At 67.7% G+C, this 14,592-nt stretch carries 10 protein-coding genes and 1 pseudogene; 5 read left to right on the forward strand and 6 right to left on the reverse strand.

All coding sequences use genetic code 11. From position 1 onward, the window contains the following. Positions 1 to 97 precede the first annotated feature (97 nt). The 3 genes and pseudogenes from SK095_RS02315 to SK095_RS02325 all read right to left on the reverse strand — a co-directional run bounded on the left by SK095_RS02315 (position 98) and on the right by SK095_RS02325 (position 4,312). Positions 98 to 1,706: pseudogene (locus SK095_RS02315) on the reverse strand (thiamine pyrophosphate-binding protein). Between the two features lie 54 nt (positions 1,707 to 1,760). Then, positions 1,761 to 3,008: an alanine racemase gene (gene alr, locus SK095_RS02320; protein WP_320547708.1), complete on the reverse strand. Its 1,248-nt coding sequence runs from the start codon at positions 3,006 to 3,008 to the stop codon at positions 1,761 to 1,763. 206 nt (positions 3,009 to 3,214) lie between these two features. Continuing rightward, positions 3,215 to 4,312 carry a saccharopine dehydrogenase family protein gene (locus SK095_RS02325; protein ID WP_320547709.1) on the reverse strand — a complete coding sequence of 366 codons (1,098 nt, stop codon included), beginning with the start codon at positions 4,310 to 4,312 and terminating at the stop codon, positions 3,215 to 3,217. A 258-nt stretch (positions 4,313 to 4,570) separates the two neighbouring features. On the opposite strand from SK095_RS02325, the gene SK095_RS02330 reads away from it, so the two are divergent. Next, positions 4,571 to 5,542 carry a magnesium and cobalt transport protein CorA gene (locus tag SK095_RS02330; protein ID WP_320547710.1) on the forward strand — a complete coding sequence of 324 codons (972 nt, stop codon included), beginning with the start codon at positions 4,571 to 4,573 and terminating at the stop codon, positions 5,540 to 5,542. 21 nt (positions 5,543 to 5,563) lie between these two features. On the opposite strand, the gene SK095_RS02335 is transcribed toward SK095_RS02330, so the two are convergent. Beyond that, positions 5,564 to 6,877 carry a hemolysin family protein gene (locus SK095_RS02335; RefSeq protein WP_320547711.1) on the reverse strand — a complete coding sequence of 438 codons (1,314 nt, stop codon included), beginning with the start codon at positions 6,875 to 6,877 and terminating at the stop codon, positions 5,564 to 5,566. Between the two features lie 487 nt (positions 6,878 to 7,364). Here SK095_RS02335 and SK095_RS02340 point away from each other — a divergent pair, with 487 nt between their 5' ends. After that, positions 7,365 to 8,282, forward strand: a complete 918-nt coding sequence (locus SK095_RS02340) for a hypothetical protein (protein ID WP_320547712.1) — start codon at positions 7,365 to 7,367, stop codon at positions 8,280 to 8,282. A 3-nt stretch (positions 8,283 to 8,285) separates the two neighbouring features. After that, positions 8,286 to 10,373, forward strand: coding sequence for an LTA synthase family protein (locus SK095_RS02345; RefSeq protein WP_320547713.1), 2,088 nt, complete (start codon positions 8,286 to 8,288; stop codon positions 10,371 to 10,373). Between the two features lie 107 nt (positions 10,374 to 10,480). Here the strand turns inward: SK095_RS02345 and SK095_RS02350 are convergent, their stop codons facing one another. Together SK095_RS02350 and SK095_RS02355 are read right to left on the reverse strand one after the other, a co-directional pair. Beyond that, complete coding sequence (locus SK095_RS02350) at positions 10,481 to 11,359, reverse strand: PhzF family phenazine biosynthesis protein (RefSeq protein WP_320547714.1); 879 nt, start codon at positions 11,357 to 11,359, stop codon at positions 10,481 to 10,483. A 95-nt stretch (positions 11,360 to 11,454) separates the two neighbouring features. After that, positions 11,455 to 12,645, reverse strand: a complete 1,191-nt coding sequence (locus SK095_RS02355) for a polysaccharide pyruvyl transferase family protein (RefSeq protein WP_320547715.1) — start codon at positions 12,643 to 12,645, stop codon at positions 11,455 to 11,457. Positions 12,646 to 12,754: 109 nt separating this feature from the next. Here SK095_RS02355 and SK095_RS02360 point away from each other — a divergent pair, with 109 nt between their 5' ends. Then, positions 12,755 to 13,138, forward strand: coding sequence for a DUF3775 domain-containing protein (locus tag SK095_RS02360; RefSeq protein ID WP_320547716.1), 384 nt, complete (start codon positions 12,755 to 12,757; stop codon positions 13,136 to 13,138). Between the two features lie 259 nt (positions 13,139 to 13,397). Next, on the forward strand, positions 13,398 to 14,474 hold the full coding sequence (locus SK095_RS02365; protein WP_320547717.1) for a hypothetical protein: 1,077 nt from the start codon (positions 13,398 to 13,400) through the stop codon (positions 14,472 to 14,474). The last annotated feature ends 118 nt before the right edge of the window (positions 14,475 to 14,592 follow it).

Below are 14,592 nucleotides of genomic sequence, written 5' to 3' on the forward strand. Positions count from 1 at the left end.
TAAAGCTCGCCCCTTAACCCAGCGTCAGGCGGGGCGGTCATCCGTAGAAGTCGATTCATCAGTGAGAAACGGGCGGCCGTGGGCCGCCCGTTCTGTTTCAGTGCCCCCGCAACGCCTGCTCGCGAATCTGCGCCAGACTCTGCCGCGGCGTCAGCGCCTGCGGGTCGACGCGGATCTCCAGCAGCGCCGCCTTGCCCGCTCTTTGGGCGCGGGTGAAGGCGCCGGGGAAGTCGCCGGTGTACTCCACCACCTCGGCGTACAGGCCGTAGGCCTGGGCGAGGGCGGCGAAGTCCGGGTTGTGCAGTTCGGTGCCGCTGACCCGGCCGGGGTAGTGGCGTTCCTGGTGCATGCGGATGGTGCCGTACATGCCGTTGTTGACCACGATGAAGATCGGCCGCGCGTCGTGCTGGATGGCGGTGGCCAGTTCCTGGCCGTTCATCAGGAAGCAGCCGTCGCCGGCGAAGCTCAGCACCGTGCGCCCCGGCGCAGCCAGTGCGGCGGCGATGGCGGCCGGCACGCCGTAGCCCATCGAGCCGTTGGTGGGCGCCAGCTGGGTGCGGAAGCCCGGGTACTGGTAGAAGCGGTGCAGCCACACCGCGTAGTTGCCGGCGCCGTTGCAGAGGATGCTGTTCTCGGGCAGGTGTTCGCGCAGCCAGGCCATGATCTCGCCCATCTGCACCGGGCCGGGGGAGGGCGGGCAGTTCGGCGGCCGCGGCGGCGAAGGCGGCCGGGTGGCTGGCGATGGCCAGCGCCGGCTGGTAGACGCGGCCCAGCTCCTCGAGGCCGGCGTGCACGTGGATCAGCGTCTGCCGCGGGGTGGGGATGTCCAGCAGGCTGTAGCCGCTGCTGCTGACCTCGCCGAGGCGGCTGCCGACCACCAGCAGCAGGTCGGCCTGCTGCACCGCCTCGCGCAGCTCGGCGCTGGCGGCCAGGCCCAGGTCGCCGGCGTACTGCGGGTGGCGGTTGTCGAACAGGTCCTGGCGGCGGAACGACAGGGCGACCGGCAGGCGCTGGCGCTCGGCGAAGGCGCGCATGTCGGCGACCGCCTCGGCCGTCCAGCCACCGCCACCGAGCACCAGCAGCGGGCGCCGGGCCTGCTCCAGCAGTGCCTGCATCTCCTGCAGTTGTGCCGGCGCCGGATGGCTGTCGATGCGCCGGCTGGGCAGGGCGTCGGCCACCTCGACCACGTCGGTCAGCATGTCCTCCGGCAGCACTACCACCACCGGGCCGGGGCGGCCGCTGATGGCACGCTGGAAGGCCTGGGCGAGCTGCTCGGGCATACGCCGGGCGTCGTCGATCTGCACCACCCACTTGGCCAGCGGCGCGTACATCTGCCGGTAGTCGACTTCCTGGAAGGCCTCGCGGCCGAGCTGGTCGCGGGCCACCTGGCCGATGAACAGCAGCATCGGCGTGGAGTCCTGGAAGGCGGTGTGCACGCCCACCGAGGCGTTGGTGGCGCCGGGGCCGCGGGTGACGAAGCAGATGCCCGGCTGGCCGGTGAGCTTGGCGTGCGCCTCGGCCATGTAGGCGGCGCCGCCTTCCTGGCGGCACACCACCAGGTCGATCCTTTCCCGCGCATCGTGCAGGGCGTCGAGCACCGCCAGGTAGCTTTCGCCGGGCACGCAGAAGGCGCGTTCCACGCCATTGAGCAGCAGGGCGTCGACCAGGATCTGGCCGCCGCTGCGAGGTTTGATGACTGAATTCACTGATCGCTCCTCGGAAACGATGCGGGCGCCGGTGAGGCGCCCGCGAGTAGGTGGTTACTGCGCCGCCGCTTCCGGCTTGAGGAACTTCGGGTTGGAGTTGCCCCACACCGTGTAGAGGTCGGCGAGCAGGGCACCGTTGAATTCCTCCAGCTCGCCCTGGGCGATCTCGGCGTCGCCCTGCCTGCCGAACAGCACCACCTCGGCGCCGGGATGCACGTCGGGGATGCCGGTGACGTCGACCATCAGGGTGTTCATCGACACCTTGCCGACCACCGGGGCGCGGTGGCCGTTGATCAGCACCGCGGCCTTGTTGGTGAACGCCCGGCGGTAGCCGTCCGAGTAGCCGACAGAGATGTTGGCCAGCCGCGAGTCGCGGGTCAGGGTGTAGGTGCCGTCGTAGCCGACCTTGTTGCCGGCGGGGTATTCGTTGACCGAGGCGACCCGCGACTTGAAGTTCATCACGCGCTGGTACTGGGTGTGGCTGGGCACGGTGTCGCCGTACAGGGCGCCGCCGGGGCGGACCATGTCGAGGTGCGCCTCGGGCACCTCCAGGGTGGTGAAGGAGTTGGCGCAGTGCAGCACCAGCTGGCTGCGGTCGAGCTTGCCGTGCTCGATCACCCAGGCGGACTCTGCCTTGAACTTCTCCAGGCCCTTGAGCACCTCGGCGCGATCCTCGACCGGGAAGTGGGTCATGATCCCGGCGACCTTGAGGCCCGGCATGTTGACGATGTCCACGGCGGCCAGCTTGCCTTCGGCGGTGCTCATTTCCAGGCCGTTGCGGCTGATGCCGGCGGAGTTGAGGCCGAGGTGGATGCGCAGGGTCTTGCCCTGGGCGCGTGCCGCTTCGGCGACCTTCTCGGCGAACTCCAGGTCGCCGACCAGCTCTTCCATGTCGTAGCGCATGGCGTCCTGCACTTCGCCGAGGGTGGCGGTGCGCACGCGCATCAGGCGGCCGCTGAAGCCGTTCTCGCGGACGATGCGCGCTTCCTCGTTGCTGGCGACGCCGATGCAGGGAATGCCGCTGGCGATCACCGAGGGCATCAACAGGTCGATGCCGTGGCCGTAGGCGTCGGCCTTCATCACCGCGCAGATCTGCGTCCTGGCGCCGACCTGCTTCTTCAGCTCGGCGATATTGTGCTCGAAGGCGACCTTGTCGATCTCGATCCAGGCGTTGGCGGACTGCGCCGTGGCGCTGGCGGCATCGGCGGCGCCGCTGGCGTTGATCAGGGTGGGTGCGGCCTGGCCATGGCCGGCCAGCAGGGCGAGGGTTACCGCGACGGCGAGGGTGCTGCGCTTGAACATCCTTGAATCTCCTTGGTGTTGTTCTTGTCGGAGTGCGCATGATTGCCCCGGCACCCCGCAGGGTGCGCCGTGCGCACCGGGACAACCGTCGTGGTCCATGGTGCGCATGGCGCACCCTACGCGGAGCCGGTCGGTTCACGCGAACCCTGCGCAGGGCTTGGGCAGATCATGGGAGCCTGCCCGCGAGCGCGGGCAGGCGGGCTGACTCAGGCCGCTTCGCGGGCCTCGTCGGCGTGCTCTTCGTAGGCCTTGCCGAAGCGGTTGGCGAGGAAGTCGTCGAGGGACACCTGCTCCTGGCTGATGAAGCCGGACTGCGGCAGGCGCTTGGCGCGGAACAGGTCCAGGGCGGCGCAGATGCCGGCCGCGGTGGTGATCTGGATGGCGCTGGTCAGGCGGCCGCCCTGCACGTTGGCGAAGATCTTGCGGCTGAACACTTCCTGCACCAGCTTGCCGTCCTTCAGGCCGTTGACGGTGACGAACACCAGCACCACGTCCTGCATGGTGGTCGGTACGGCGCCGCGCAGGATGTCCTTGAGCTTGTCCTGGTTGCCGGCCAGACGCAGGTCCTCGAGGAGGAACTTCATCAGGTCGCGGTGGCCCGGGTAGCGTACGGTCTTGTAGTCCAGGGTCTCGACCTTGCCGCTCAGGGTGTCGCACAGGGTGCCCAGGCCGCCGGAGGTGTTGAAGGCTTCGTACTCGACGCCGTCGAGGGAGAAGTGCTCCAGACCTTCCATCGGCTGCACCAGCTGCAGGCGGCCGTTGCGGATCGCCTCGCACGGGTGGCAGTACTCGTTGACCAGACCGTCGACGCTCCAGGTCAGGTTGTACTTCAGCGAGTTGGTCGGGAACTCCGGCAGGGCGCCGACGCGCATCTTCACTTCGCGCACGCTGTCGAAGCGGGCGGCCAGCGAGTGGGCGGCGATGCCAATGAAGCCCGGGGCCAGGCCGCACTGCGGCATGAACGCGGTCTTGGCGTCCTTGGCCAGCTCCATGATGGTCTTGGTGGCGTGCACGTCTTCGGTCAGGTCGAAGTAGTGGGTGCCGGTGTTCTTGGCCGCCTTGGCCACGCCGATGGCCATGTGGTACGGCAGGGCGTTGAGCACGGCGTCCTGGTCGGCCATGGCCTTTTCCAGGGCGGCGCCGTCAGCCGAATCCAGCTCCAGGGTGGCGATACCCAGTTCGGCAATGGCGCTCAGCGAGCTGCGGTCGCGGTCGGCGACGACCACCTTGTAGTCGCCGGTGTTGTTCAGCAGTTGAGCGATGGTGTAGCCGATGTGGCCGGCGCCAAGCAGGAGTACGTTCATTGTTGTTGTCTCCGGGGTTCGGTTGAGTACGGAGCCAGTCTATTGGGCGGCTCTGTTCGTCGATAAGACGTAAAAAGCCGCGTTTCGATGAGTCTGCACATCAATCCGACGAACATGGCGGACAGTCTGTCGTTTTGTCCGGCGCGGGCAGGCTTGCGGTGTGCCGCGGCCCGCTGGCGAATGCGCCGCAGCCGTCCGCTTTGGGGGCAGGCTGGCGCTTGGGGTAAGCTGCCACATCATTTCAGTCGAGGACGCCGCATGGGCCAGGTCGTTGCCGCCGCTGCCTATCACCAGGGACGCAAGGTTGCCGATATCGATATCGAGGAGGGTGCCCAGTGGGCCGCCAGGCCCGGGCACATGGTGTGGATCGGCCTGCGCGACCCCGACCGCGAGCTGCTGCACACCCTGCAGCAGCAGTTCAACCTGCACGAGCTGGCCATGGCGGACGCCATCGCCCAGCACACCCGGCCCAAGCTGGAAACCTTCGGCGATGCGCTGTTCATGGTGGTCTACTCGCCGATCCGCGTGGAGGGGCGGCTGACCTTCGTCGAGACCCAGCTGTTCGCCGGCAAGGGCTACGTGATCAGCGCCCGCTACGGCGACTCGGCGCCCTATTCCAAGGTGCGCCTGGGCTGCGAGGCGCGCCCGCTGCTGCTCGCCCAGGGCGAGGATTACGTGCTGTATGCGCTGCTCAGCTTCGTCATCGAGAACTACCGGCCGCTGCTCGACAGCATCTTCGAGGAACTGGAGGACCTCGAGCAGACCGTGCTCAACCGCTCGCTGAGCCAGGCCGACATCGAGCACATCGCCGACCTGCGCCGCGACCTGCTGCGCCTGCGCCGCCAGGTTGCGCCGCTGGCGGAGATCTGCCGCGAGCTGCAGCAGCTCGACTTCCCGTTCATCGACAAGCCGATGCGCCCGTACTTCCGCGACATCGCCATCCACGTCGCCCGTCTGCAGGAAGACCTCAACGGCCAGCGCGAGATGGCCGACCACGCCATCGAGCTGAGCCTGCTGCTGGAGGCCTCGCGGCAGAGCGTGGTGCAGCGCAAGTTCGCCGCCTGGGCGGCGATCCTCGCCTTCCCGACCGCGCTGGCCGGGATCTACGGGATGAACTTCGAGCACATGCCCGAGCTGGCCTGGGAATACGGCTACTTCGGCGTGCTCGCGGTGATCGTCCTCGGCTGCGGCGGGCTGTACGCCAACTTCAAGCGCCTGGACTGGCTGTAGCGGGACGCCGGGGCGGCGCGCTTACGCGCCGTCCGCCTGCTGGTCGTCTTCCTGGTGGGGAATCGGCGTGGCGAGCACCTTGTCGATGCGCTTGCCGTCCATATCCACCACCTCGAAGCGCCAGCCCGCCCAGTCGGTGTGATTGCCGGTGGCGGGGACGCGCCCGAGCAGCAGCATGATCATGCCGCTGATGGTGTGGTAGCGGCCCTTGTCCTCCTCGGGGACGTTCTTCAGTTCCAGGCGGTCCTTCATCTCCGGAATGGGGATGGCGCCGTCCAGCAGCCAGGAGCCGTCCTCGCGCTGCACCGCCCAGGCGTCCTCGGCATTGCGCGGGGTGAACTCGCCGGTCACCGCCTCGAGGACGTTCTGCAGGGTCACTATCCCCTCGATCTCGCCGTACTCGTCGATGACGAAGGCCATCTGCATGTCGTTGGCGCGGAACTCCTCGAGCAGCTCCATGCCGGTCAGCGTCTCCGGCACGTACACGCACGGCTGCAGGTTGGTCGAGAAGTCCGGCGTCTGCCCCTTGGCGACGCAGGCCAGCGCCTGCTTGGCGTGGATCACGCCGAGCAGCTTGTCGAGGCTGCCGTCGCATACCGGGAAGCGCGAGTGCTCCGACTCGATGAGGATCTGCAGGTTCTCCTCGGCGGAGCGGCGGATGTCGATGCAGACGATGTCCGAGCGGGGGATCATCAGCGAGCCGAGCTGGCGGTCGTCGAGGCGGAACACGTTGCGCACCATCTCGTGCTGGTGCTGTTCGATGACGCCGGCCTCGGAACCTTCCTCCAGCAGGGCATGGATCTCCTCCTCGGTGACCATGGCCTGGCCGGTCTGCCGCACGCCCATCAGGCGCAGCAGCGCGTGGGTGGACACCGACAGCAGCATCACGAAGGGCCGGGTAATCACCGCCAGCGCCTGCATGGGCCGGGCGACCAGGCGCGCGATGGGCTCGGGGCTGATCTGGCCGAGGCGCTTGGGCACCAGCTCGCCGATCACGATGGAGACGTAGGTGATGACGATGACCACCACCGCGGTGGCGCCGATGCTCGCGGTGTTCTCCGGCGCGCCGAGGGACTGCAGCCACTGCGACAGCGGTGCGGCCAGCACCGCCTCACCGACAATACCGTTGAGGATGCTGATCGAGGTGATGCCGATCTGGATGGTCGACAGGAACTTGGTGGGGTCCTCGCCCATCTTCAGGGCGGTGGCGGCGGCGCTGTCGCCCTCGGCGGCCAGCTTCATCAGGCGTGCCTTGCGCGCGGTGACCAGGGCGATCTCCGACATGGCGAACACGCCGTTGAGCACGATCAGGCCGATCAGGATCAGGATTTCCATCGGCGGCCTCGCGATTGCGCAGTGGTGACCGGCAGGGTGGCCGGCATCGCCGACGCGGGTCCGCCGCTGGCGGAAGGGTGACGCGCGCCGCCGGGCGCGGGCGAAGCAGGAAAGTCTCGACGACTCTGAGTGTCCATAGAAAGCCGGGCGGACCCGGATGCTCCTCTTGTGATCAAAGGATCATTATCCTCGTAGCCCGCCCGGATGGCGTCAAATCGACTGTTTTTCGCCCTGTTGCCGGGCCTTGCGCCGCCGCCCGGCGCTCACAGCCGCTCGATGTAGAAGTGGCGCATGGTGAGACGGTGAGGAGCGCGCAGGCCAGCAGGGGCAGCCCGCGACGGGCTGTATGCCAACTTCCGACGTCTGGACTGGCTGTAGTCGCCGGATACCATCCGTCGACCAATTCACGATTTTTTCACACCGGCTTGATGCCGGCTTGATCGGAGGCTGGTTAAGGTCTGGGGATTTGGCGAAGCAGACCGACGACATGCCAACCCTTCTGGCCATATTCCCTCGTTCGCGCGCCCGGCTTGCCGGCGGGCTGTCGCGCCGCTGGCTGCGTTTCTGGCAGCTGACGGCCGCCGCGGTCCTCATGCTGCTGCTCGGCATGGCGCAGGCCGGCTGGCGGCACTTCTACCCGGTGCAGGCCGGGGACGGCTGGGCCGCGGGGGTGTACCTCGACGCCGTCGACAAGGTCAGCGCGCTGGCCCTGGATGGCGAGGGCGGTCTGCTGCTCAGCCAGGAACGCAACGCCGGCCAGGGCGGCCTGCTGCGCCTGGCTCCGGGCGGGCAGCTCGGCGAGGTGCATGGCGGGCTGTCCAAGCCCGACGGCATGGTCGCCTTCCGCGGGGGCGTGGCGTTCAGCCAGGAACAGGGCGAGCAGCCGGTGCTCTGGCGCACCGCGACGGGCACCCACACGCTGTTTTCCGGGCAGGGTATCGAGGGCCTGAGCAGCGACGGCCGGTACCTGTACGCCATCGAGGACCGCCATGGCGACGGCAACCTGCTGCGCTACGATCCCGAGCGCGACGAGGTCGAGGTCCTGCGCCGCCATCTGGACGAGGCCGAGGGGGTGGCTGCCTGCCCCGATGGCCGCTTGTTCTACACCGAGAAGGGCAAGGGCTGGGTGCGCCAGTTGAGCGCCGATGGCAACGACCCCAAGGTGCTTGGCGATCTCGACCAGCCCGGTTTCCTGCTGTGCAACGCGGACGGCCTGTGGGTGAGCGAGGACGCCACGCACATGGCGCGCCTGCTGCTGCTCGACCGGGACGGCCAGCTGCATACCGTGCTGTCCCACCTGCGCTCGGCACAGACCCTGCTGGAAACCGCCCCCGGTCATTACCTGCTCGCCGAGCAGGGCCGCAACCGCGTGCTGCAGCTGCAACGTATCTCCTCCGGAAGTTGACCCATGCGCCCATCACCATCCTCCTTCGCCGCTCCGCGCCCCGGCCTGCGCGAGCACCTGGCCTTCACCGCGCTGAGCGGCGTGCTGCTGCTCGTCCTCTATGCGCTGCTGCGCGCGGCCCTGCTGATCTACAACCGCGACCTGATCGGCGGCGCACCGGCTGGAGCCTTCGTCGAGGCGTTCGGCAACGGCGTGCGCTTCGACCTGCGCGTGGTGGTGTTCGGCGTGGCGCCGCTGCTGCTGGCCATCCCCAGCCGGTTCCTGATCGGCGCGCGGCGCTGGCAACTGGCCTGGCTGAGCCTGTTCGCCAGTCTGACCCTGTTCCTCGGCGTGCTGGAGCTGGACTTCTACCGCGAGTTCCACCAGCGCCTGAACGCCCTGGTGTTCCAGTACCTCGGCGAGGACCCGAAGACCGTGCTGAGCATGCTCTGGTACGGCTTCCCGGTGGGCCGCTACCTGCTGGCCTGGGCGCTGGCCAGCTGGCTGCTGTTCAAGGCCTTCCAGCGCCTGCACCGCTGGTGCTTGCCGCGCATCGAGCGCCCGCAGGGCGTGCGCTGGTACTGGCGCGCCACTGCCTTCGTCCTTTGCCTGCTGGTGGCGGTGGTCGCCGCCCGCGGCACCCTGCGCCAGGGGCCGCCGCTGCGCTGGGGTGATGCCAGCACCACCGAGTCGGTGTTCGCCAATCATCTCGGCTACAACGCCACGCTGTCGCTGGTCGACGCCGCCAAGGGGCGCTGGTCGGATCATCGCGACAACGTCTGGAAGGCCAGCCTGCCGCCGGCCGAGGCCGAGCAGCGGGTGCGCGACATGCTGCTGACCCCGCAGGAGCGGCTGGTCGACGCCGACCGCGCGGCGGTGCGCCGGGTGATGGCGCCCAGCGAGCAGGGCACCCTGCCGATCCGCAACGTGGTGGTAATCCTCATGGAGAGCTTCGCCGGCCACTACGTCGGCGCGCTGGGCGGCAAGGGCGACATCACCCCCAACTTCGACCGCCTGAGCAAGGAAGGGCTGTTGTTCACCCGCTACTTCTCCAACGGCACCCATACCCACCAGGGCATGTTCGCTACCATGGCCTGCTTCCCCAACCTGCCGGGCTTCGAGTACCTGATGCAGCAGCCGGAGGGTACCCACCGCTTCTCCGGCCTGCCGCAGCTGCTCAGCCAGCGGGGCTTCGACAATATCTACGTCTACAACGGCGATTTCGGCTGGGACAATCAGCAGGGCTTCTTCGGCAACCAGGGCATGACCCGCTTCGTCGGCCGCAACGACTACGTGAATCCGGTGTTCTCCGATCCGACCTGGGGCGTTTCCGACCAGGACATGTTCGACCGCGGCGCCGAGGAACTGGCCAGGATGGATCGCGAGCGGCCGTTCTACGCGCTGCTGCAGACCCTCTCCAACCACACCCCCTATGCGCTGCCGGACAAGCTGCCGGTGGACAAGGTGACCGGCTTCGGCGCGCTCGACGAGCACCTGACCGCCATGCGCTACTCCGACTGGGCGCTGGGACAGTTCTTCGAGAAGGCGCGCAAGGAGCCCTACTTCAAGGACACCCTGTTCGTGGTCGTCGGCGACCACGGCTTCGGCAGCCCCGAGCAGCTCAGCGACATCGACCTGTACCGCTTCCATGTGCCGATGCTGCTGATCGGCCCCGGCGTGCAGGAGAAGTTCGGCGCGCGCAACGACATCGCCGGCACCCAGCTCGACGTGGTGCCGACCATCATGGGCCGCCTCGGCGGCGAGGTGCAGCACCAGTGCTGGGGCCGCGACCTGCTCAGCCTGGACGCCAAGGACCAGGGCTTCGGCGTGGTGAAGCCGTCCGGCAGCGACCAGACCGTGGCGCTGGTCTCGGGCAGCCGCCTGCTGGTGCTACCGCGCGACGGCGCTCCCAAGCTGTACGACTACCGCCTGCACGAGCGGGCCGGCGTCGACCGCGTGCAGGACGAGCAGGGCGTGGCCGAGCTGCTGCCGCGGCTGCAGTCGTTCCTGCAGGTGGCCACCCGGAGCCTGCTGGACAACACCGCCGGCGTTGCCGACGGTCCGGCGGCCGGCTCGCTGGCTCAGGCGCCGGCTTCGCGCAAGGACGAGTGATTCGGGAACTGCTGCATCCGGTGCTTTCCCGGCCGGATGCAGCAGCAGGAGCAGGACCGCAGTTGCTGACGGCTCGTCGATCTGGCCGTCGTCGCCGCGCCGCCGTCTCAGCAGGCGATCCGCCCGTCGATGCAGGTCACCGCCATGCCGCCGACCTGGATGCGCGCCGCGTCGATGGCGATGCGCAGCAGCCCGGTGCGACCGATGGCGGCGCCCTGGGCGGCGAGGTACTGGCTGCCGAACTGCGCCACCTGCCCGCTGTCGCGGATGAAGGCGGCCACGCAGCCGTTGCCGCTGCCGCACACCGGGTCCTCGTCGATGCCGCAGGCCGGGGCGAAGGAGCGCACCTCGATGCCCGCCGGCTGGCCGGCGGGATGGGCGCCGAAGATGGTCACCCCGGTTTCCTGCGGCTCCTGCTCGATCAGCTTCATGCGCGCCATGTCCGGCCGGCAGGCCAGCACCGCCGCGGCGCTGTCCAGCTGGGCGATGATCCAGCGCGCGCCGACGTCGATCAGCCGCGGCCGGGCTTCGCGGGACACCGCGCAGCCGAGAATGGCCTCCAGCTCGTCGACATCGGCGTCGTCCAGCGCGGTGATCGCCGGCTGCGGCAGGTCGAAGGTGATCCAGCGCTCGCCGTCGCCGTCCTCGCTCACTTCCAGACCGATCAGCCCGGCCGTGCACTCCTGCACCAGCCGACCGTCGCGCGGGGCGATCACCCCGGCTTCCAGCAGCGCGTGGGCGGTGCCGAGGGTCGGGTGGCCGGCGAACGGCAGTTCGGAGGCGGGAGTGAAGATGCGCACCCGGTAGTCCGCCGCGGCGCTGCTGGCCGGCAGCACGAAGGTGGTCTCGGACAGGTTGGTCCAGCGGGCGATCCGCTGCATCTGCTCGCTGGAGAGGCCTTCGGCCTGCAGCACCACGGCGACCGGGTTGCCCCTGAACGGGACACGGGTGAAGACGTCGACTTGCTTGAAGGGGACGGTGCGCATCGCAAAATCTCTCTGGCGGATTGGATGGGTACAGATACACAGAATCAGGATAACGATAGGTGCAGTTTATTGCCGTACCCGGGCTGGCCGGCGGCTCAGGCCCGTAGTCGGTCGCACAGTACTGCGAAGCCCTCGCGGTAGCGTGCAGCCAGCGCATGGGCCAGCTCGTGCATTGAGTGACCGTTGGCGCCGAGGGCCACGTCCAGGCCCTCGGCGATCTCCGTCGGCAGCACGCCGAGCGGCAGCCCGGCTGACTCCCAGGTGGCGGCGTAGGCCTCGGGCTTGCCGGGGCCGCGGCGCTGCAGGGTGAGGCGGGGCAGGGCGTAGGCCATGGCGACGATCCGCCCGTGCAGGCTGCTGCCGAGGAAACCGCTGCTGGCGGCGATCAGCGCGCAGATGTCCCAGAGGTCGAGCGTGGCGCGGATGCGCGTCGGCGCGCGCATCCGCGCCGCCGTGCGCCGGTAGCAGTCCAGATCGTCGTGCCAGGGCGCGGCGCCGGCGCGGAAGAAGGCGATGCCCAGTCCGCGGGCCTGCGCGACGCGGTCCAGCTGCGCGGCGATGGCCGTGAGGGTGGCGTCGTCGCCGAAGTCGGCGCTGAACTGCACGGCCAGATAGCCGCGGGGGAAGGCGCGCTGGAGTTCGGCGACCTCGCCCTGCGCGGCATGGCGCTCGATCCGCGCGCCGAACATCTCGCGCACCAGCACCGCCGGGTCGGGCAGCAGTTGCGCGGCGATGCCGGCCTCCCGCAGCAGCGTCTGGGTGCGCCGGTCACGCACGCTCAGGTAATCGGCGGCGCGCAGCTTGCCCAGCACCTCGGCGCGCAGGGCCGGATCGCGTGTATCCAGATCCATGCCGCCCACCGCGTCGAACAGCAGGCGCGCCTGCGGGAACAGCCCGTGCCCCGCCACGTAGGGCGCCCGGTCAGGAATGCCCAGCACGGCCTGCGCCCAGGCCAGACGCTCGGCCGGCAGGTGGTCGAGGCGCGCCAGCGTGGCCTGCACCTGGTCTGCCGGCAGCAGCATCACCGCTGCCTCCCAGGCATCGCAGGCCAGCAGCTCGCCGCCGACGTGCAGCAGGTCGACCGGCTGGCCGGCGAGTTCCCGGGCCAGCGTCGCCAGCGCCTCGACCTGGTGGCCGCCCCACGGCCGCAGGTCGTGGCCGGCCAGCCCGGCGAAGCGCAGTTCACGCCCCGCCAGTAGCGCGGTGGCGATGTGCGGGAACAGCAGGTCGCCGAAGTTGTGCCGGTCGAAGGCGCCGAACAGCAGGGTGGGGTGGGCGTGGGGCATCGCAGGCAGCCGGGATAAGGTCAGTCGTCCCTTCATGAAAGCCGCAGGCGGGCAAGTTGCGCAATCCGGCCCATACTTGCTGTCCGGTCCAGCCAAGAGGAGCGCCAGCATGATCACCGTCAACCCGGAAACCGTTGCCCGGCTCATGGACCTGGCCCGTGCCTTTCACGCCAAGGAACTGGTGGTCATCCCCCAGGAACCCAACAGCCCGAGCGACGACTGGGCCCTGCAGGCGCTTGCCGACCACGGGGACGACGAGTACTACGGCGAGTTCGAGTCGATCATCGACGACCTGGAGCCGGACCAGCAGCAGGAAGTGGTGGCGCTGATGTGGCTGGGCCGCGGCGACGGCACCCTGGAGGAGTGGGACGATCTGCTCAAGCAGGCCGCCGAACAGTGGAATCTGCGCACCGCCGACTATCTGATTGCCCATCCGTTTCTGGCGGAGTATCTAAGGGAGGGGTTGGATTTGCAGGGGTATGGGGGCGATTGAGCCCTGTGCACCCGGTTTTGCCGTGGAGGGAGTTGTCCAAGCGCAACTGTGCCAGTGCACAGGACTTGTGATCGCCGCACAGGCGTAGATTGCACTTCGACAACACCTTGCGGTTCCGGCATAATTGCCCACAAAGATTCCCCCCCTATTTAAACCAAGCCTACATGGACGTGATAGTCCTCGACTCAATCAAGACCGGAGCCACACGGAAGTGCCTCCTCGGAACCATCTGGTTACGAGGTAGGTAGCCCGTAACACTATGAAATATATGAATTTCAGTGACATCGCTCGTCACTACCGCGTAAGCGACATTCCCGAGGCGATGACGCAGTTTCTTCGCTTGAGCAATATTTTGGACGCTGTGCATAACGGGCGCCCGCTTGACGCAACATCTCTTGAGTATTTGAAGGAGAAGAACCTTAAGGCTTTGCACCAACTGGCCACTGGGCAGATCAACTACGAGGCCTACCTTGTAGTCGCAGATGTAGAGCGCCTGGCCCGAGACAAGGCTGCGGAGTTAGAACGTCAAGCCCAAGAGGCCGCGTATCGAGTCCGAAACGCCGAGCGGGCAGCTAAGTACAAGCGCGAGCGTGAGACGGCTGAAGCTGCCCGTATTGCCCGCGAGAGCGATCCCAAGTACATCGCCAAAATGAAGAGCCAGGTACTGCGTAGAAAATATGGGTTGGATTTCATAGATCAGCCTCTGTTTCCTCGGATGATGGACATCCTCACGCGGATCGACGCCGGGAACCGTCTGGCCGAGGATGACGTTGTCTGGCTTAACACCGTGGCCAAGGAATACTTCTCGGAGGGGCTGCAGAAGGCCTATCACCAGCGCGAGGCAGAATTTTACGCTGGCGAGTATCGCCGGACTCAGGATCCGTGGAGTGCGGTTAACGGCAGCGGCCACTATCGAAAGTGTGATCAGTCCAAAGCAGCGCTCGAACTGCTCGACAGCGTGCCGGCCAGAAGCTTCAAAGACGCCAAAGTCAAGTCGGCTATGTGTACCACTCGCGGCGGTGTTATGCGCGACTTGGGGCTGCGGAGTGAAGCGCTCCAGTTGGGTGAGCAGGGGCACGAACTACAGCCGAGAAACTTTCGGCCGTGCACTCTGCTCGGGGCTGTTCATATGGAGCTGGGCAACTTGGGTGAGGGCATGAGCTGGTATGCCAAGGCGGAGGAGCGTGGTGCCAGTGAGCGAAGTGTCGACACTGAGCTGCGCAGCATTTTCCAGAGAGCGGACAAGGCCAAGCGCGAAGCGATCAAGGCTGTGCTGTTGGCAGATGATCCAAGCCGATACCGTTGGGTTAATCACAAGCGCTATCAGGGAAACTGAGCTGCCCGGTGGCTTGAGGTGGCAGTGACGAGCCCCGAAATCAGCTACTTGTTCAGTTCGATACGGTTATCTGCTGCACCTCATACCGATCCCTGCCTGCCAACTATCTGCAGGCAGG

Origin of the sequence: Pseudomonas sp. AN-1, from assembly GCF_034057115.1 — a bacterium.
Lineage (GTDB): Bacteria > Pseudomonadota > Gammaproteobacteria > Pseudomonadales > Pseudomonadaceae > Geopseudomonas.